Source organism: Burkholderia sp. USMB20 (assembly GCF_000949135.2).
In the GTDB taxonomy this organism is placed as follows: domain Bacteria; phylum Pseudomonadota; class Gammaproteobacteria; order Burkholderiales; family Burkholderiaceae; genus Burkholderia.
Genome location: NZ_JTAN02000019.1, coordinates 521870 through 541450, shown reverse-complemented (window position 1 = coordinate 541450; position 19581 = coordinate 521870). Strand labels below are relative to the sequence as shown.

The 19581-nt window shown below is 67.8% G+C and carries 16 protein-coding genes and 1 other RNA gene; 8 read left to right on the top strand and 9 right to left on the bottom strand.

Features of this window, described 5'->3' with window-relative positions:
- The first annotated feature begins 131 nt into the window (after positions 1-131).
- From PL79_RS27005 to PL79_RS26990, 3 genes are all read left to right on the top strand, one after another.
- Positions 132-1316, top strand: coding sequence for a gamma-glutamyl-gamma-aminobutyrate hydrolase family protein (locus tag PL79_RS27005; protein ID WP_044849226.1), 1185 nt, complete (start codon positions 132-134; stop codon positions 1314-1316).
- A 114-nt stretch (positions 1317-1430) separates the two neighbouring features.
- Entirely contained in the window at positions 1431-2144 is a 714-nt protein-coding gene (locus PL79_RS27000) for a DUF2968 domain-containing protein (protein ID WP_044849225.1), read from the top strand.
- A 152-nt stretch (positions 2145-2296) separates the two neighbouring features.
- Positions 2297-3517, top strand: coding sequence for an ISL3 family transposase (locus tag PL79_RS26990; RefSeq protein WP_044844855.1), 1221 nt, complete (start codon positions 2297-2299; stop codon positions 3515-3517).
- A 20-nt stretch (positions 3518-3537) separates the two neighbouring features.
- Here PL79_RS26990 and PL79_RS26985 read toward each other — a convergent pair whose 3' ends face one another.
- Positions 3538-4689, bottom strand: a complete 1152-nt coding sequence (locus PL79_RS26985) for a hypothetical protein (RefSeq protein WP_052664644.1) — start codon at positions 4687-4689, stop codon at positions 3538-3540.
- Positions 4690-4857: 168 nt separating this feature from the next.
- On the opposite strand from PL79_RS26985, the gene PL79_RS26980 reads away from it, so the two are divergent.
- Positions 4858-6153 (top strand): MFS transporter, encoded by a 1296-nt coding sequence (locus tag PL79_RS26980; RefSeq protein WP_044844854.1) that lies wholly within the window; start codon positions 4858-4860, stop codon positions 6151-6153.
- A gap of 76 nt (positions 6154-6229) precedes the next feature.
- Here PL79_RS26980 and PL79_RS26975 read toward each other — a convergent pair whose 3' ends face one another.
- Positions 6230-8068: a tetratricopeptide repeat protein gene (locus tag PL79_RS26975; protein ID WP_442861573.1), complete on the bottom strand. Its 1839-nt coding sequence runs from the start codon at positions 8066-8068 to the stop codon at positions 6230-6232.
- A gap of 130 nt (positions 8069-8198) precedes the next feature.
- On the opposite strand from PL79_RS26975, the gene PL79_RS26970 reads away from it, so the two are divergent.
- Positions 8199-9863 carry an FAD-dependent monooxygenase gene (locus PL79_RS26970; RefSeq protein WP_044844852.1) on the top strand — a complete coding sequence of 555 codons (1665 nt, stop codon included), beginning with the start codon at positions 8199-8201 and terminating at the stop codon, positions 9861-9863.
- Between the two features lie 8 nt (positions 9864-9871).
- On the opposite strand, the gene PL79_RS26965 is transcribed toward PL79_RS26970, so the two are convergent.
- From PL79_RS26965 to PL79_RS26950, 4 genes are read right to left on the bottom strand one after another with little or no spacing between them, the layout of a single operon-like run.
- On the bottom strand, positions 9872-10123 hold the full coding sequence (locus PL79_RS26965; RefSeq protein WP_044844851.1) for a formate dehydrogenase subunit delta: 252 nt from the start codon (positions 10121-10123) through the stop codon (positions 9872-9874).
- Positions 10124-10130: 7 nt separating this feature from the next.
- Positions 10131-13082: a formate dehydrogenase subunit alpha gene (gene fdhF / locus PL79_RS26960; RefSeq protein WP_044844850.1), complete on the bottom strand. Its 2952-nt coding sequence runs from the start codon at positions 13080-13082 to the stop codon at positions 10131-10133.
- Between the two features lie 17 nt (positions 13083-13099).
- On the bottom strand, positions 13100-14677 hold the full coding sequence (locus tag PL79_RS26955) for a formate dehydrogenase beta subunit (protein ID WP_044844849.1): 1578 nt from the start codon (positions 14675-14677) through the stop codon (positions 13100-13102).
- Positions 14674-15174 (bottom strand): NAD(P)H-dependent oxidoreductase subunit E, encoded by a 501-nt coding sequence (locus PL79_RS26950; RefSeq protein WP_044844848.1) that lies wholly within the window; start codon positions 15172-15174, stop codon positions 14674-14676. The genes PL79_RS26955 and PL79_RS26950 overlap by 4 nt, the downstream gene beginning before the upstream one ends.
- 130 nt (positions 15175-15304) lie before the next feature.
- On the opposite strand from PL79_RS26950, the gene PL79_RS26945 reads away from it, so the two are divergent.
- The 3 genes from PL79_RS26945 (at position 15305) to PL79_RS26935 (ending at position 17444) form a co-directional block, all read left to right on the top strand.
- On the top strand, positions 15305-16411 hold the full coding sequence (locus tag PL79_RS26945; RefSeq protein ID WP_044844847.1) for a substrate-binding domain-containing protein: 1107 nt from the start codon (positions 15305-15307) through the stop codon (positions 16409-16411).
- A 101-nt stretch (positions 16412-16512) separates the two neighbouring features.
- A complete protein-coding gene (locus PL79_RS26940) occupies positions 16513-16782 on the top strand; it encodes a hypothetical protein (protein ID WP_044844846.1) in 270 nt (89 codons plus the stop codon).
- 308 nt (positions 16783-17090) lie between these two features.
- Entirely contained in the window at positions 17091-17444 is a 354-nt protein-coding gene (locus tag PL79_RS26935; RefSeq protein ID WP_044844845.1) for a DUF4148 domain-containing protein, read from the top strand.
- Between the two features lie 269 nt (positions 17445-17713).
- Here the strand turns inward: PL79_RS26935 and ssrA are convergent.
- From ssrA to ubiG, 3 genes are all read right to left on the bottom strand, one after another.
- Positions 17714-18083, bottom strand: a transfer-messenger RNA (tmRNA) gene (gene ssrA, locus PL79_RS26930).
- A 17-nt stretch (positions 18084-18100) separates the two neighbouring features.
- A complete protein-coding gene (gene gph / locus PL79_RS26925) occupies positions 18101-18817 on the bottom strand; it encodes a phosphoglycolate phosphatase (protein ID WP_044844844.1) in 717 nt (238 codons plus the stop codon).
- 13 nt (positions 18818-18830) lie between these two features.
- Positions 18831-19529, bottom strand: coding sequence for a bifunctional 2-polyprenyl-6-hydroxyphenol methylase/3-demethylubiquinol 3-O-methyltransferase UbiG (ubiG, locus tag PL79_RS26920; protein WP_044844843.1), 699 nt, complete (start codon positions 19527-19529; stop codon positions 18831-18833).
- Positions 19530-19581 lie beyond the last annotated feature (52 nt).

The window sequence follows — 19581 nt, the reverse complement described above, 5'->3', positions numbered from 1 at the left end:
GTCCGGGCGGGGGATGCGACGACTTGCAACAACTTCGACAGGATGTTGCAGGTTTACCGCGCGATCGTGCACTGAAGCATAATGAATCCTCGTCAATCCAATACGCGCGAGCGACGTACCAGACCATCGTCATGAGCGAAAACACGCCTTCCCCGGCCGGTCTGCCCGGCACTTCTTCCGCTTCCACCGATTCCCCCCGTTCCGGTCCGGCGCCCACGCCGGAGGCGCCCGCCACGCAGGCTGCCGCTGCGCAGGTCGCCGCGGCGAATGGCGCAGCGCCGGTCGCGGCGGCGTCCGAGCCGGGCGCCGCGGGCACGACGGCCGCCGCCGAAGGCAGTGCAGCGCCGCCGAAACCCGGTGCAGCGCCGCCCGGTTTCGGCGCGCAGCCCGATTTCGACACGCCGCGCCCGCCGCCCGCGAGCGCGCAGAACGTGCCGCCGGCTTATCTGAAGCAAAGCGACACGCCGTGGTCGGTATTCGGCCGGATCATCGCGGCGCGCGCACGCCGGATGTTCGATCGCGCCGGCCAGCGGATCACGCAGCGCACGCTGCGCATCGGCGTGTCGGCGCGGATCTTCCATCCGGAGCCCGGCGCGAAGGGGCTGCGCGGCAAGACGCTGCAGTATCTCGAGGAATCGATCGCGCACTGGGTGATGTCGCGCGACGTGCTCGTGTTCATGATCCCGACCGTCGGTCACCAGGGCATGCTGCATCCGAGCAACATCCGCCTGCGCGACTACGCGAAGCATCTCGACGGCCTGCTGCTGCAAGGCGGCGCCGACGTGTCGCCGCAAACCTACGCGGCGTCGGACGCGCGCCCCGAATGGCCGGGCGATCGCGTGCGCGACATGTACGAGCTCGAGCTGTTTCACGAGTTCGTCGAGTCCGGCAAGCCGGTGCTCGGCGTGTGCCGCGGCTGCCAGTTGATCAACGTCGCGTTCGGCGGGTCGCTGTACCAGGACATCGCGACCGACGTACCGACCGCGAACGCGCACGTGAGCGAGCATTACGACCAGCATCGCCACGCGATCCGCTTCCCGGACTCGTCGACGCTGGCGAGCATGTTTCCCGGGCGCAGCGAAGCGATCGTGAACTCGATCCACCATCAGGCGATCCGCGATCTCGGCCGCGATCTGAACATCGAGGCCGTGTCGGCCGGCGACGGGATCATCGAAGGCATTCGCTACCGGCGCGCGCCGTTCGTCGTCGGCGTGCAATGGCACCCGGAGTTTCATCGCGCGGGCGGCGCCGAACTGCTCGACTGCACGCCGCTGCTCGATGCATTCCTGCGCGCGGCACGCGAAACGCGCCTGTAGCCGGCGTTTGCAGTACCGAGCAGGAAGGCCGGCCGCATCCCGTTAAATTCGAGATGCGGCCGTTTCGTTTTGAACGATAATCGCGACTCTCGATTCGTTCGCCGGAGTCTGACGTTGGCCTTCCGAGATTTTTCCCCTGCACGGTGCGCAACGTGGATCGTTGCGCTGGCCGCCTGCGTGCACGCGGGCGCGGCGTGGTCCGTCGACGCGACCGCGCCGGTCGCGGGCTCGCGCCCCGCGGTGACGAGCCTGCGCGGCGATGCCGCGCAGGCGGCTTCTCCTTCCGACGCGTCCGCCGCCTCCGCGACGGATGCGACCGCGCAAGGCAACGTCGCCGAGCTCACGCAGATGCTGCACGACGGGCGAATCGTCGAGATGCGCACCACCTACAACGGGAGCTACGGCGCGAGCCTGATGTTCGATCCGCGCGAGATGACGTATTACGTCGCGCTGTTCCAGGACAAGCATCTGTGGCGCGTGGTCAAGTCGCAGGAGAAGACCCGCGCGGAAATGGTGTACGCGAACTTCGTCCAGCAGACGACGCAACTCGCGGACGTCGAAATCCGCCGCACCGAACTGCAGGCGCAGAAGGCGTTTCTCGAGCGCGTGATCGCGCTGCAGGCGAATCGTGCGCAGCAACTGCAGGCCGACCTGAGCGTCGCGCGCAGCCAGCAGGCCGAGGTCGCGCAGCGGCAGAAGTCGGCGCACGAACAGGCGCAGGCGCTGCAGGTCGAGAAGCGGGCGGCGCAGCTGCAATTGCGCGATCTGCAGGAGCAGGTACGGCAACTCGAGCGGCAGGCCGAAACGGGGTTGCCCGCGCACAAGTGACGAGCGGCCGGCCCGACGGACCGGTCGACGAACGAAAACCCGGCGCAGCGTGCTTCGCCGGGTTTTTTATTGGTTCATCGCAGGAAACCGTGGAGGGTTTGAGAGCGATTGCGTAACCTGACGCCTGACTTTAAGGACGTCAGGAGAGGCAATTGCTCGATCGCAAGGCACTTCAGGCACTGGGCTGCTGGACAGGTTACCGGCTGGAGCGTGTGGAATGGCCGGAAGGCGAAGGCCGTACGCTGTCGCTGTATTTAAAGCCGGTCAGCAAGATCATGTACTGCGAGCAATGTGGGGCACGCTGCCAGCAGATCCACGAGACGACGGTTCGTCGGGTGCGTGACTTGCCGCTATTCGAATACCGGGTGGTGTTGCATGTGCCTCGTCGCCGGGTCTGGTGCGAACGCTGCGGCGGCCCGCGACTGGAGAAGCTGGCGTGGTTGGGCCGTTACCAGCGAGTGACGGAGCGCTTCGCCAAGGCTTGCGAGAAACTGCTGCAAGCGGCCAGCGTACAGGCGGTGGCGGCCTTCTACGATCTGGGCTGGCACACGGTCAAATCGATCGACAAGATGCGCCTGCGGGCGCGCGTGAGCGAGCCCGATTGGTCAACGATCCGCTATCTGGCGATGGACGAGTTCGCGCTGCATAAAGGTCATCGCTACGCCACGGTGGTGGTCGACCCGATCAGCCGGCAAGTACTCTGGATCGGACCGGGACGCTCGCGTGAGACGGCCCGGGCCTTCTTCGAACAGCTTCCCGAAGGCGCGGCCAAGCGTATCGAAGCGGTCGCGATCGACATGACCACGGCCTATGAACTCGAAATCAGGGAACAGTGTCCGCAGGCGGAAATCGTCTTCGACCTGTACCACGTGGTGGCCAAGTATGGCCGCGAAGTGATCGATCGGGTGCGGGTCGATCAGGCCAATCAACTCCGACATGACAAGCCAGCCCGCAAGGTTCTGAAGTCCAGCCGCTGGCTGTTGCTGCGCAACCGCCACAACCTCAAGCCGGATCAGGCCGTGCACCTGAAGGAATTGCTGGCGGCCAATCAGGCGCTGTTATGCGTCTACGTGTTACGCGACGAGCTCAAGCGGCTCTGGTTCTACCGAAAGCCGGCCTGGGCGCAAAAGGCTTGGGAACAATGGTTCGAGCAGGCTCAGCAAAGTGGGATCGCGGCCCTGCAAAAGTTCGCCGAGCGTCTGCAGGACTACTGGCACGGCATCGTGACTCGCTGCCGCCATCCGCTCAATACCAGCATCGTTGAAGGCATCAACAACACCATCAAGGTCATCAAGCGTCGAGCTTACGGGTACCGCGACGACGAATACTTCTTCCTCAAGATTCGCGCCGCGTTCCCCGGTAATCCTCGATGAACCTTTTTATTGCCCGCGCGTCAGCGGGTGAGCGTGGTGGGTGTGTCGGTCAGGCGGCGGTGCGACAGGTGCGTCGTCCAGTCGAAGTCTGCGGCGGGCGCGTCGGCCGCCCATGCCGGGCGATCGGCGCGCAGCGCGTTCGCCATCGCGATCAGCGTGAGTGGATCGTCGAGCGAAGCGTGCTGGTCGTGCCGGGTGTCCGGAACCGGCAGTGAACCGGCGCGACCGGGCGTTGGCATGCGCGAGGCGACGTGCGTGATCCACGGGCGGCCGGCGAGTTGCGGCGCGGAAGTCGGGTGGACTTGCGCGGCTGTCGCGTGCGTGCCGTTCGGTCGATTCGGCGACGGTGCCGCCGCGGTGGCGGCGCGTCGTACGTCCGGCGCGGCGTTGGCGTCGGCGAGTCGCGGCGACGGCGCGAGCGCAGCGTCGCGTGCGGGCTGCGACGATGTGATAGGTGTACTGGCAACGGCCCGCGCCGAGTGGTGCCGTGCCGGCGTGATGGCCGTGGCCGGCTCGGCCCCGGCGTTCCGCACTCGACCCGTGAATTCCGTCGCGTGCTCCGGCACGGCGCCGGCGATTTGCATGACCGGCGAACGCGCGACATCCGGAAACGGTTCGTGGGCGACGATCAGCCCGCCGATGATCGCGAGTGCGCCGATGCTCCAGCAGGCGGCATGCCGTGCCCGCCGGTCGTGTGCTCGATCAACGGCACGTGCGATGTGCCGATGCCGACCGGCGGCGCCGGCCGCAACGGCCGGTACGCCCGCTGACGACGGCTGTACGGCGGCCAGCGGTTGCCAGCGGCAGGCACGATGCGGCGCGTCGACGTCGATGCACGAAGTCGTCAACGTTGCCACGCAGCGGATGTCGGAGCGGCTGCCGGACGCGGCGCCGAACCGCCATTCGCGGCCGAACGGCGGCACGCCGTCGAGCGGCGCGACGCGAGGGCGGGCGATCGAGCCTTCGACGGAAACGAGGGGCGATGGAATCATGAGGGCGGTACGCGGTGCGACGCGGGCCGCGTGGCCGGCCGCGGCGCGGAGTGCGTCGCAAATCGTGACATTGTGGTCAGGCAATCGCGATCGGTCGATCGGATCAATCTGATTTTGATGCGCCTTTCGCGGCGATTCGTACGAGCCGGACGCGGCGTCCGCAACGCGGGCCCGGTACAAGGCAATTGTCGGCTTCGCGTGTCATCATTCGCCAACCATGCCGGCATGCGCATCGTTGCGCGCGGCGCCGCCGGCTGGCAGCGATGCCCGTGCGCGCCGGCCCGGCGCGACGCGCATCGTCGGATCCCCACGGCGCGCAGGTCGCGCCTTCCGAGCCGAGAGAACGCCATGTCCACAGCCACACACGCCGTCGCGCAGGAATCGAAATTCCGTACCGTGTTCCGGGTCGTCAGCGGCAACTTCCTGGAAATGTACGACTTCATGGTCTACGGGTATTACGCGTCGGCCATCGCGAAAACGTACTTTCCGAGCGGCAACGCGTTCGCGTCGCTGATGCTGTCGCTGTCGGTGTTCGGCGCGGGCTTCCTGATGCGCCCGGTCGGCGCGATCGTGCTCGGCGCGTACATCGACCATCACGGCCGCCGCAAGGGGCTGATCCTGACCCTCGGGCTGATGGCGCTCGGCACGCTCACGGTGGCCTCGATACCGGGTTACGCGACGATCGGCGTGCTCGCGCCGGTGCTCGTGCTGCTCGGCCGGCTGCTGCAGGGCTTTTCCGCGGGCGTCGAGCTCGGCGGCGTGTCCGTCTACCTGTCGGAGATCGCGACGAAGGGCCACAAGGGGTTCTATACGTCGTGGCAATCGGGCAGCCAGCAGGTGGCGGTCGTGTTCGCCGCGTTCGTCGGCGTGCTGCTGAACCGCGCGTTGCCGGCCGAGGACATGACCGCGTGGGGTTGGCGCATTCCGTTCCTGATCGGTTGCCTGATCGTTCCGTTCCTGTTCCTGATCCGTCGTTCGCTGAAGGAAACCGACGAATTCCTCGCGAAGCGTCACCGTCCGACGATGGGCGAGATCATGCGCTCGATGCTGGAAAACTGGGGCATCGTGATCGCCGGCATGGGGATGGTGATCATGACGACGGTGTCGTTCTACATGATCACCGCATACACGCCGACGTTCGGCAAGGAAGTGCTGCACCTGTCGTCGCTCGACGCACTCGTCGTGACCGTCTGCGTCGGCCTGTCCAATCTCGTCTGGCTGCCGCTGTCCGGCGCGTTGTCGGATCGCATCGGCCGCCGCCCGGTGCTGATCGCGTTCACGGTGCTCACGCTGCTGTCGGCCTATCCGGCCGTGCTGTGGCTCGTGGCGGATCCGTCGTTCCTGCGGCTGCTCGCGGTCGAGCTGTGGCTGTCGTTCCTGTACGGCTCGTACAACGGCGCGATGGTCGTCGCGCTGACCGAAGTGATGCCGGCCGATGTGCGCACGGCCGGCTTCTCGCTCGCGTACAGCCTCGCGACGACGATCGGCGGGTTCACGCCGGCGATCTCGACGTTGCTGATCCACCAGACCGGCAACAAGGCGGCACCGGGGCTGTGGCTGAGCGTCGCCGCATTCTGCGGATTGATCGCGACGCTCGTGTTGTATCGCACGCACGAAGCGCGCAACCAGTACAAGTCGGCCTGACGCCGCCTGTATCGCATCACGTCGACTGAAAAAAGGGAGCGCGCCGCGCTCCCTTTTTTTGTCTGCGCTCGGGTATTCAGGCGTCGCGCAGCGCGGCGGCGACCGCCGCCGCCACGTCGAGCCATTGTCCCGGTGCGGACTGGCGGGCGAGCCTCGCTCGCGGATACCACGGACAGTCGTCGCCGGTGAACCAGCGCCAGTCGGATGCGAACGGCAGCATGATCCACAGCGGCTTGCCGAGCGCGCCCGCGAGGTGCGCGACCGCCGTATCGATCGTGACGACGCCGTCGAGCCGTTCGATCAGCGCTGCCGTGTCGGCGAAGTCGTTCAGCCGCCCGTCGAGGCGATGCATGCGGGGATGCGCGTCGACGCGTGCCCGTTCGTCGTCGTCGAGCGCCGGCTGCAGCACGATCCAGTCGATGTCCGGCAGCGCGAGCAGCGGCGCGAGGGCGTCGAACGGCATCGAGCGGTTTTCCTGTGCCTGCCGGCGACCCGTCCACGCAAGGCCGAACTTGCGCTTCGACTGGCCGCCCAGCGAGCCGCGAAAGCGCCGCTGCGTGCTGTCCGGCACGTCGAGGTAGCGTGTGCCCGCGACGATGTCGGCCGGCTGCAGGCCGAGCAGGAACGGCAGGCTCATCAGCGTGCATGCGATGTCCGCCGCCGGCGGCTTCGCGGCGCCCTGCGCGACGAGCGTCACGCGCCAGCGTGCCGCGGCCGGTGCGAGCAGCGCGACGAGTTCCGGCTGCACTTCGAGCACGACGCGCGCGCAGCGCGCGCGGGCGAGCGGCACGAAGCGGACGAACTGCAGCGTGTCGCCGAAGCCCTGTTCCGCGCGGATCAGCAGCGTGCGCGCGGCAATCGGCTCGCCTTGCCAGCGCGGCAGCGTGCCGAGCGGCGTCGCGCCCGGCGTGTCGTGGCGCGTTTCGTACGCGGACAGGCCGCGGGCGAAGTCGCCCAGCGTCAGCAGCGTGACGGCGCGGTGCAGCTGCGCGAGTTTCAGGTCGGGGGCGACGCGCAGCGCCTGGTCGAACGCGCGCAGCGCCATCTCGTGCGCGCCGAGTGCGTGATGCGCGTTGCCGAGGTTCAACCACGCGAGACTGAACGACGGATCGAGACCGACCGCGCGTTCGTAGTAGGGCAGCGCTTCGCGGTGGCGTGCCTGCGCGCACAGCGCGTTCGCGAGCCCGAAGAGGGCGAGCGGAAACGGCGGGTGCAGCGCGAGCGCGGCTTCGAATGCGGCGGCGGCTTCCCCATGACGGCCGAGCGCCTCGAGCGTGTTGCCGAGATTGAAATGCGCGGCGACGAAGCGTGGCTGTGCGGCGATCGCCGCCTGGAAATGGGCGATCGCGTCGTCGGCCCGGCCCATCGCGTTCAGCGCCATCGCGAGATTGTTGTGCGCGCCGGCATGCCCGGGCCGCAGCTCGAGCGCGCGATGGAACGCGGCGAGCGCATCGTCGTGACGGCCGAGCGCATTCAGCGCGTTGCCGAGGTTGTTGTGGATCGATGCGTCGTCCGGTGTGAGCCGAAGTGCGCGGGCAAATGCGTCGACCGCATCTTCGTGGCGCTGCAGTGCCGCATAGGCGTTGCCGAGGTTGTAGTGCGCGAGCGGAAATTCGGGCGCGAGCGTCAGCGCGTTGCGAAAGCGGTCGATCGCTTCGTCGAGCCGGCCGAGTGCCTTCAGCGCGTTGCCGAGATTGAGCTGCAGCGCGGCGTCGTTCGGGCGCAACTCGACCGCACGCCCGACGAGATCGGCCGCCTCGGCATGCTGGCCCTGCTGATGCCGCAGCACGCCGAACAGATGCAGCGCGTCGGCGTCGGCGGGATGGGTGGCAAGTGCGGCGCGATAGCCGTGCTCGGCCTCGGCGAGGCGGCCCGCGCGGTGCGCGGCATACGCTCGGTCGAATGCGGATTCCATGACGCGAAAACTGACGGAAAGCGCGTATTTTCCCACACTGCGCGCGGGCACCCCAGATCGGCCGGTCGGCATATGGCCCCGTCACGCGGAGCGGCGTAGACTTGCACAATCGCGTGTCATCGAGGTTCTCATGGCTGACACACTGCTCGATATCCCGCCCGTGCTGATCGTCGGCGCAGGCCCCACCGGCCTTGCCGCAGCGATGAGTCTCGCGCGCGCCCGCGTGCCGGTGCGCATCATCGACCGGCTGGCCGTGCCCGCGCCGTATTCGCGCGCGATCGGCATCCAGGCACGCACGCTCGAACTGCTGGAGCAGCATCGCGCGGTCGAACCGTTTCTCGCGCTGGGTCATCGCGCCCATGCGGCCGCGCTGCATGCGGACGGCCGCGTGATCGCGCGGCTCGATTTCGATCCGCTGCAAACGCGCTATCCGTATCTGCTGTTTCTCGACCAGAGCATCACCGAGCGGCTGCTCGCCGAGCATCTGGCCGGGTTCGGCGTGACCGTCGAACGCGGCGTCACGCTCACCGCATGCGATGCGGGCGGACCGTCGCTCGACGTGACGATCCGCGATGCCGACGGTCGTGAACAGGCGTTCGCGCCCTCGTACCTGATCGCCGCCGACGGCGCGCACAGCACGGTGCGCCACCTGCTTGGCCTGGGCTTCGCCGGGCATGCGTTCGAGCAGACTTTCCTGCTCGCCGATTTCGCGGCGATACCCGACTGGCCGGACGAGGAGATCCATCTGTTCACGACGCCCGACGGCATCGCGGGGCTGTTTCCGATGGGCGGCGGCCGCTACCGGCTCGTCGCCGACCGGCCGCCCGGCAGCGACGCATCGCCCGACGGACTCACGCCCTCGACCCCGTCGCTCGACGAATGCGAGGCGATCGTGCGCGCGCGCGTCGGTGCGTCGATTGCGCCGAGCGATCTCGCGTGGTCGACGTATTTCCGCCTGCATAGCCGGATGGTCGAGCGACTGCGTCACGGGCGGGTATTCTTCGCGGGCGACGCCGCGCACGTTCACAGCCCGGCGGGCGCGCAGGGCATGAACACGGGCATCCAGGAAGCGTTCAATCTCGGCTGGAAGCTCGCGCGCGTGCTCGGCGCGGGCACGCCGGAGCGCCTGCTCGACACGTATCACGCCGAGCGCCACCCGATCGAGCGTGACGTATTGCGTCAGACCGGCCTCGTCACGCAGATCGTCGAAGCCGACCACGGCGCGATGAAGCTGCTGCGCGATCACGTCGTGCCGCTGCTGGCGTCGTTCGGGCCGGTGCGCGACGCGGTGCGCCGCACCGTCAGCGAGCTCGGCGTGCAATACCGGAAAAGCCCGCTCACGCTCGAACGCGTGCTCGACGGCGGGCCGCGCGCAGGCGAGCGCGCGCCCGACGCGCTCGTGCACGTGGTCGACGGGCCGCTCGGCCGGGCGCCCGGAACCGCGCGGCTATACGACCTGCACGACCCGGCGAGCTTTACGCTGCTGCTGCTCGAGGAACCGGCAGGTGCCGACGCCGGCGAGACGGGCGACGTGCCGCCGATGCCCGCGGATGCGCAGGCGCTGGTGCAGGGCCTGGAGCGGATCATGCCGGGCGCCGTGCGAACATGGCGCGTCGCCGATGCCGAAAGCGACGGCACGGATGGGCTTGCGCAGGTATACGGCCGCTCGAGGCCGTCGTTCTACCTGCTGCGGCCCGACGGCTACATCGCGGTGCGCGGCCGTACCGCCACCGACGCGAACGCGCTGCTACGCCACTGCGAAAGCTGGTTCGCGGGCATGTCGGTGCCTGCGTAGCGGGGCGCTCAGGCGGAGGCCGCGGCCGGTACGAGCGATGCGCGGTGCGCGGCGATCGCGTCGCGCACGATCGGCGCCGCGCGTTGTCCGGCCTCGCTCGACGGATCGTCGAGCGCGGCGAGCAATGCACGACGCATCCGCGGTTCCCAGAAGCGCCGGATATGCTCGGCGATCCCGGTCAGCGCTTCTTCGCGATCGGGCATCGATTCGAAGAACGCGCCGATCTGGTTGGCCATGTCGACCAGGTGTCCGTTGTCCATCGCGTCCTCACTTGCCCGTCGTCACGGCGGCCGGCGTGGCGGCGCGGCGCTCGAGCAGGTCGAGCTGCTCCGAGTTGAAGCGCGCATACGCGCGCTGCCAGTCCGACGGCTGCGCGACCGGCATCACCTGCACGGCCGTCACCTTGTATTCCGGGCAGTTCGTCGCCCAGTCGGAGCTGTCCGTCGTGATCACGTTCGCGCCCGATTCGGGGAAGTGGAACGTCGTGTACACGACACCCGGCTGCATGCGGTCGGACACGAGCGCGCGCAACACGGTCTGGCCCGCCCGCGATTCGATGCCGACCCAGTCGCCGGTCCGGATTCCGCGATCCTCCGCGTCGTGCGGATGGATCTCGAGACGGTCCTCTTCGTGCCACTGCACGTTCTCGGTCCGGCGCGTCTGCGCGCCGACGTTGTATTGCGACAGGATGCGACCCGTGGTCAGGATCAGCGGATAGCGCTGCGTGACCTTTTCCGGCGTCGGAATGAACTGCGTGATCACGAACCGGCCCTTGCCGCGCACGAACGCGTCGATGTGCATCGTCGGCGTGCCGTCCGGCGCCTGCTCGTTGCACGGCCACTGGATGCTGCCGAGCGCATCGAGCTTCTCGTACGACACACCGGAGAAGGTCGGCGTGAGCTGCGCGATCTCGTCCATGATTTCCGACGGATGCGTGTAGTGCATGTCGTAGCCGAGCGCCCGCGACAGCAGCAGCGTCACTTCCCAGTCCGCGTAGCCCGCGAGCGGCGGCATCACCTTGCGCACGCGCGAGATGCGGCGCTCCGCGTTCGTGAACGTGCCGTCCTTCTCGAGGAACGTCGAGCCCGGCAGCAGCACGTGCGCGTATTTCGCGGTTTCGTTCAGGAAGATGTCCTGCACGACGATGCATTCCATCGACGACAGCGCGGCCGCGACGTGCTGCGTGTTCGGGTCCGACTGGACGATGTCCTCGCCCTGGCAGTAGAGCCCCTTGAAGCTGCCGTCGAGCGCCGCGTCGAACATGTTCGGGATGCGCAGCCCCGGTTCCGGCTGCAGCGTGGCCGACCATGCCTGTTCGAACTGCGTGCGTACGACTTCGTCGCTGATGTGCCGGTAGCCGGGCAGTTCATGCGGGAACGAGCCCATGTCGCACGAACCCTGCACGTTGTTCTGGCCGCGCAGCGGATTGACGCCGACGCCTTCGCGGCCGATGTTGCCGGTCGCCATCGCGAGGTTCGCGATGCCCATCACCGTCGTCGAGCCTTGCGCGTGTTCGGTCACGCCGAGGCCGTAGTAGATCGCGGCGTTGCCGCCCGTCGCATAGAGGCGCGCGGCGTCGCGCACCAGCGCGGCCGGCACGCCCGTTACGTCGGCGGTCGCTTCGGGCGAGTTCTCGGCGCGCGATACGAAGTCGCGCCATTGCTCGAACGCGCGCGTGTCGCAGCGTTCGGCGACGAATGCGTCGGCGACGAGCCCTTCGGTGACGATCACGTGCGCGAGCGCGTTGACGATCGCGACGTTGGTGCCCGGGCGCAACTGCAGGTGATGCGTGGCCTTCACGTGCGGGCCGTCGACCACGTCGATGCGGCGCGGGTCGATCACGATCAGCTTCGCACCTTCGCGGATGCGCCGCTTCATGCGCGAGCCGAACACCGGGTGCCCGTCGGTCGGGTTCGCGCCCATCACGACGATCACGTCGGACTGGCCGACCGACGCGAAGGTTTGCGTGCCGGCCGATTCGCCGAGCGTCGTCTTCAGGCCATAGCCGGTCGGCGAGTGGCACACGCGTGCGCAGGTGTCGACGTTGTTGTTGCCGAACGCGGCGCGAACGAGCTTCTGCACGAGGTAGGTTTCCTCGTTCGTGCAGCGCGACGACGTGATGCCGCCGATCGAATCGCGGCCGTACTTCTGCTGCAGCTTGCGGAACTGCGTCGCCGCATAGGTGAGCGCCTCTTCCCAGCTGACTTCGCGCCACGGGTCGGTGATCTTCTCGCGGATCATCGGCTTCGTGATGCGGTCCTTGTGCGTCGCGTAGCCCCACGCGAAGCGGCCCTTCACGCACGCGTGGCCTTCGTTCGCGAGGCCGTTCTTGTGCGGCGTCATGCGCACGACCTGCGTGCCCTTCATCTCGGCCTTGAACGAGCAGCCGACGCCGCAGTACGCGCAGGTCGTGACGACCGAATGCTCGGCCTGGCCGAGCTGGACGACGGTCTTTTCCTGCAAGGTGGCCGTCGGGCACGCGGCGACGCACGCGCCGCACGATACGCATTCCGATGCCATGAACGATTCGCTTTCGCCGGCGGCGACGCGCGATTCGAAACCGCGTGCGGCGATCGTCAGCGCGAACGTGCCTTGCGTTTCCTCGCATGCCCGCACGCAGCGGTTGCAGACGATGCACTTCGACGGATCGTACGTGAAGTACGGATTCGATTCGTCCTTCTGGTCGCGCAGGTGATTGGCGCAGTCGTTGCCGTAACGCACTTCGCGCAAGCCCACCACGCCCGCCATGTCCTGCAGTTCGCAGTCGCCGTTGGCGGGGCAGGTGAGGCAGTCGAGCGGATGGTCGGAGATGTACAGCTCCATCACGTTGCGGCGCAGCGACTGCAGCCGGTCCGACTGCGTACGCACCTTCATCCCGGCTTCGGCGGGCGTCGTGCACGATGCCGGATATCCGCGCCGGCCTTCGATTTCGACCAGGCACAGACGGCACGAGCCGAACGGTTCGAGCGAATCGGTCGCGCAGAGCTTGGGCACGTTGACGCCGGCTTCGATCGCGGCGCGCATTACCGACGTGCCGGCCGGCACCGTGACCGGCTGGCCGTCGATTTCGAGCGTGACGTCGGTATCGGCATGCCGTTGCGGCGTGCCGTAGTCGGTTTCGTCGAACGGATCGCGCACGCGCGCCTCAGCGGCGCTCTTGCACGCGCATTGGCCCGAGCCGCAGCCGCCTTGGCGGACGTTGTTCGTGTCGAGGGACATGCAGGGCTCCTTCTGGGTCAGGCCGCAGCCTTGACCGGACCCGACGCGGCTTGCTTGCCGGCGGCGAGCCCGAAATCTTCGGGGAAATGGTCGAGCGCGGACAGCACCGGATACGGCGTCATCCCGCCCATCGCGCACAGCGAGCCGGCGAGCATCGTGTCGCACAGGTCGCGCAGCAGCGTGACCTGGCGCTCCGACGTGTCGCCTTCGCGAATCCGTGCGATCGTCTCGACGCCGCGCGTCGAGCCGATCCGGCACGGCGTGCACTTGCCGCACGATTCGATCGCGCAGAACTTCATCGCGTATTCGGCGAGCTCCGCGAGATTCGACGTGTCGTCGTGCAGCACGATGCCGCCGTGGCCGACCACCGCGCCGATCGCCGCGTACGCCTCGTAGTCGAGCGGCACGTCCCACTGGTGTTCGGGCAGGTAGGTGCCGAGCGGGCCGCCGACCTGGGCGGCGCGCGCGGGCCGGCCGCTGGCCGTGCCGCCGCCGTAGTCGAACAGCAGCTCGCGCAGCGTGACGCCGAACGCGAGCTCGACGAGGCCGCCGTGACGGATGTTGCCCGCGAGCTGGAACGGCAGCGTGCCGCGCGAGCGGCCCATCCCGTAGTCGCGATAGAACGCGGCGCCGCGCGCGAAGATCACCGGCGCGGTCGCGAGCGTGATCACGTTGTTGATCACGGTCGGCTGGCCGAACAGGCCGGCGAGCGCCGGCAGCGGCGGCTTCGCGCGCACGACGCCGCGCTTGCCTTCGAGCGATTCGAGCAGCGCCGTTTCCTCGCCGCACACGTACGAACCGGCGCCCTTCGCGACGTGCAGGTCGAACGCATGCGCGGAGCCGAGCACGCGTTCGCCGAGCCAGCCGGCTTCGCGAGCGCGCTCGATCGCTGTTTCGAGTGCCGCGATCGCATGCGGGTATTCGCTGCGCACGTAGATGTAGCCGAGTGTCGCGCCCGTCGCGATGCCCGCGATGATCATCCCTTCGATCAGGCAGTACGGATCGCATTCCATGAGCAGGCGATCGGAGAACGTGCCCGAATCGCCTTCGTCCGCGTTGCAGACGATGTACTTTTGCGCGGCGCGCGCCTGCCGGACCGTGCGCCACTTGATGCCGGCCGGGAAGGCCGCGCCGCCGCGGCCGCGCAGTCCCGATTCGATCAGCTGCTCGCACGCGGCGTCGCCGTCGAGTGCGAGCGCGTTCTTCAGGCCGGCGAGACCGTCATGCTTCAGGTAGTCGTCGATCGACAGCGGATCGGTCAGGCCGATACGCGCGAACGTGAGGCGCTGCTGGCGCGCGAGATAGGGCAGCGCGTCGACGAGGCCGACGCCGCTCGGGTGCGTGCCGCCGTCGAGCCAGTTTGCGTCGAACAGGGCGGGCACATCGGCCGCCGACAGGTTCGCGTAGCCGACGCGCCCGGCGGCCGTGCCGACCTCGACGAGCGGCTCGAGCCACAGCAGCCCGCGTGAACCGTTGCGGATCAGTTCGATCGCGACGCCGCGCCGCTCGGCTTCCGCGACGATCGCGGCGGCGAGGGCGTCGGCGCCGAGCGCCAGCGCGGACGAATCGCGCGGAACGTAGATGCGGGTCGTCATGCGGCCTCCGGGGTGTGGGCGGCCGCGTCGGCGAGCAGGGCGTCGAACTTCTCCGGCGTGACCTTTGCGTGCAGCACGCCGTTGACCGTCATCGACGGCGATTGTGCGCACAGCCCGAGGCAGTAGACCGACTCGAGCGCGACGTCGCCCGGCGCGTGCGCGTCGGCGCCATCGCCGTGCGCGGCGTCGAACCGGCAACCCGTGCGCGCTTCCGCGTGTGCGGCCAGCGCTTCGCAGCCCATGCTGCGGCACGCCTCGGCGCGGCACATCTGGATCGTCACGCGCGCGGGCGGCGCGGTGCGGAAGTGGTGATAGTAGGTGAGCACGCCGTGCACTTCGGCACGCGACAGATTCAGCGCCTTCGCGAGCGGCGCGACGCAGCCTGCCGGTACGTAGCCGGCCTCGTCCTGGATCGCATGCAGGATCGCGACGAGCGAGCGGCCGGCGCGCGCATGACGCTCGACGAGCGCGTCGGGCGCAGGGGAATTCGGGGACATCGTTGTGCTCCTCCAAAGTCTCATATGTGCCCTTGATTCATATAGTGCACACCGGGACTTCGTCCTGATTGATTTTGAGCAACGATAAGCGGAAGATTTCGCAGTCGCAATAGGAAATCGGAGTACATAATTGATTCGAATCGAATGCGACGCGTATCTGACCGTACGCGACACGGAGGGCCGCACGGCGAGCCTGTCGGATGTCGCCCCGTTGCTGGAGCTCGTGGCCGATACGGGCAGCATTGCACAGGCCGCGCAGGCGAAAGGGCTGTCGTATCGGCACGCGTGGGGCATGCTGCGGGCGCTGGAGGCATGCGTCGGCGGCGAGTTGATCGAGACCGCGCGCGGCAAGGGATCGACATTGTCCGAGCTGGGGCAGGCGGTCGTCGACGCGCAGCGGCTCGCGCGCAGCCGTCTCGACGGGAACCTGCGCGCGCTGGCGGCCGAGGTGGCGAGCGACCTGAACCGGCGGCTCGCACAGCGCGACGGCGCCGTGCGCATCCATGCGTCGCACGGCTATGCGGTTGCGGCGCTCGTTTCCGCGCTCGTCGATGCGCAGGCCGCCGTCGACATCAAGTATCGCGAGAGCGTCGAGGCCGTGCAGGCGCTCGCGCGCGGCGAATGCGAGCTGGCCGGCTTCCATCTGCCGCGCGGCGCGTTCCGCGAACGGTGCGCGCAGATCTACCGGCCGTGGCTCGACGACACGCGTCACGTGCTGATTCATCTGACGCGTCGCCAGCAGGGGCTGTTCGTGCCGCGCGGCAACCCGAAGCAGGTCGGCGGGCTCGCCGATCTCGCCCGTAACGACATCCGCTTCGTCAATCGGCAGCCGGGGTCGGGCACGCGCATGCTGCTCGATCTCGCGTTGCGCGCGATCGGTATCGATCCCGAGCGTATCGACGGTTATGCGTCGGCCGAACTCACGCACTCGGCGATCGCCGCGTTCGTCGCGAGCGGGATGGCCGATCTCGGCTTCGGCGTCGAGCCGGCCGCCCGTCATTTCGGGCTCGATTTCATCCCGGTCGTCGACGAGGACTACTACTTCGCGTGCGAACGCGCGCAGCTCGACTCGCGACCGCTCGCAGGCGTGCTCGCCTTGCTGCGCGATGCGCGTTTCGTCGAGCGCGTCGCGCATCTCGACGGCTACGATCCGGCGGCGTGCGGGACGCTGGCCGGTGTCGCGGAGGGCTTCGCCGGTACGGTCGCGGCCGGTACGCCGGACGGCAACGCACGGTAACGGGAATGCACGCGAGCCGCGCTGCAGCAGCGAGGGATTTGCGCTACGCTTGCCGCTTGATCAACGTTCCAACAAGCACGCCGTTCAGGCGTCATCCCGCCATGAAACTTTCCGTTCCCTTCGCCGCGGCAGCGTTGACCGCAGGGCTTCTCGTCGCTGTTTCGCCGTTTGCGCTTGCGCAGAATTCCCCGGGCGTGCCTGGCGGCATCCTGAGCGAACAGTTCCGCCTGAACGAGCATCCGCAGATGCCGTTCGCGGCGTCTGCGCCGTCGCAGAAATATCAGAGCGGCAAGAAGTCGGCATTGCGCCGCAAGGGCGATATGGGGGATCCGAACGGCTGCAACCTGAAGTGCCCGCTGGACACTCAATAAACCAACGCAGGCGCGCGCGGGTCGTCGTCGACGCGTCTGTCCGGCCGCGCCGATGCCGCGCGATTCTTTTCGAGCCCCGCAGGGCATGCTGCCTTGCGGGGCTCGTGCTTTATGGCCGGTCGCAGTCCAGTGCGATCGTGCGATGCCGGATCGGGTGCCTGTCGGGATTCTAGGGTTAACCCGTAATCCAGGAAGGATGTCTTCCTGAAACCTGCCTTATTCTTAAGCATCCGCCTACATAAACTTCGGTTTGTCAGCGATGAACGGGTGTTCACCGCGAAATCAGACAAATCTGGAGGTAGGTCATCATGAAGTCGCTCGTTCAAGCCGTTGTCGTTGCTGCCGCTCTCGTTGCTCCGGTCGTTTCGTTTGCACAGTCCGGCTCGGCACTCACCCGCGCACAGGTTCGCGCCGAACTGGTTCAGCTCCAGCAGGCCGGTTACAACACCGCCCGCGGCGAAGATCCGCACTATCCGGAAGCGATCCAGGCCGCAACCGCGCGTGTTGCAGAACAGCAGCGCAGCGCGTTGGCCCAGGCGCAAGGCGCCGACGCCAGCGGCTACGGCGCGCAGGTGCAGGGCGCATCGGCAGCGGGCTCGCGTGCGATGGGCGTGCGTCCGGCCAGCGCGGAAGAAATGAAGTCGCTGTATCGCGGCAGCTAAGCTGCGCATTGCCTGGCGGGGCCGCGCGGCCGGTGCGACGATGCGTTGCGTCCCGGTCGCGGTGCCGGGCAGGTGCCGTCCACTGCGCTCAAACGCTGCGCGGACGGCGCCGAACCTCCGTCACCTCCTGTCGCCGGCGTATCGGTGGCATTCCGCCTGGCCCGCCCGGGCCGGGCGCTTTTTCGGAGGGCGCGGGAGGTGGGGCGCACCGGCAACAAAAAACCCCGCAGACTCGCGTCGTGCGGGGTTCGTGCGTCAAGCGCGGAATTTGGTGGAGGCGGCGGGAATCGAACCCGCGTCCAGAAGCGCTCCACGACTAGTTCTACATGTTTAGTTCAGTCATTTGATTTAACCGCAGCGACGCGGACGAACACGCTGCACTACGGCGATTCGCTAGGTTTTCGACCCTGGCGTCGCGACGCCGACAGGGCTTAACTGACGTAAATGACCTCTGGCGGTATTGCTACCGGTCTTGCGACACTAGCCCGTCAGTGAACTAGGCAGAGGACGGCGGCCGTTAGGCTGCCAGTGCGAACGTATCGTCGTTTGCAGTTACGATTTTCCCATTGATTAACGAGGTGACGGGTCCTCGACATGCCCTAGCCGCTTCACAACCCCTGTCGAAACCAGGTCGCCCCCGCGGATAAGATCAAACATTATAGCCCAACATCGCGCAGCAGTTCGCGCAGTTCCTGCGTCGAGCCGACGAGATGCTGCGCCTGCCAGTCGGCCGGCGCGGCACCGTCGCCGCAGTAGCCATAGGCAGCCGCGACGGTTGCCATCCCTGCCGCGCTGCCGGCCTGGATGTCGCGAAGGTCATCGCCGACATAGACGATGCGCTCGGGCGCGAGCGTCATCTGTCCGGCCGCGTGCAGCAGCGGGGCCGGATGCGGTTTCGAGTGCGGCGTTGTGTCGCCCCCGACGATGCAGGCCGCGCGCGGCGCAAGGCCGAGCAGGTCGGCGAGCGGCGCGGTGAGGCGCATCGCCTTGTTCGTGACGATGCCCCAGCGCACGCCGCGCGCATCGAGTTCGTCGAGCACGTCGCCGATGCCGGGGAACAGCACGGTATGCACGCAGATGTCCGTCGCGTAATTGGTCAGGAACTCGTCGCGCATCGCTTCGTAGCCGGCCGATTGCGGGTCGATGCCGAATGCGCCGCCAAGCAGGCCGCGCGCACCGGCCGATGCCAGCGGCCGCAGCACGTCGAGCGATGTTTCGGGCAGGCCGCGCACGCGCTGCATCTTGTTGACGGCGGCGGCGAGATCGGGTGCCGTGTCGGCGAGCGTGCCGTCGAGGTCGAACAGCACGGCATCGCAGTGCAGCAGGCGCGGCTCGTCGAGTGCGGGCCGCCCGGTCGAAAGGGGAGTCGTCATGCCGGTCGGAAGGTCACGCGCCGCGGCGGCACGCGACGAGATAGTTGATGTCGGTATCGTTCGACAGCGCGAAGCGCTTGCCGATCGGGTGATAGGTGATGCCCTTGATCTCCACGATATGCAGATCGGTCCCGCGCACGAAGCTCGCCAGTTCCGACGGGCGGATGAAGCGCGCGTAGTCGTGGGTGCCCTTCGGCAGCATCTGCGCGATGTACTCCGCACCGATCACTGCGAACAGGTAGGACTTCAGGTTGCGGTTCAGCGTGGAGAAGAACACCCAGCCGCCCGGCTTCACGAGCGTCGCGCACGCGGCGACGACGCCGGCCGGCGACGGGACGTGCTCGAGCATTTCCATGCACGTGACGACGTCGTAGGTGCCGGGCTCGCGTTCGGCAATCGCTTCGGCGGCGATCGCCTCGTAATCGACCGTGATGCCGCTTTCGAGGCTGTGCAGGTCGGCCACGCCGAGCGCTTCGGTCGACAGGTCGATGCCTTTCACCTGCGCGCCGAGTCCGGCCATCGATTCGGACAGGATGCCGCCGCCGCAGCCGATATCGAGCGCGCGCTTGCCGGCGAGGTGCGCATGCGAATCGATCCAGCCGAGCCGGACCGGGTTCAGGTCGTGCAGGGGCTTGAATTCGGCATTCGGATCCCACCACCGATGGGCGAGGTCGCTGAATTTCTGGAGTTCGTGCGGATCGGCGTTGGTCATGTCGGCAAACGGGCTACGGAAGGAGGGCGATGCGTCGGTACGTCAGCCCCGA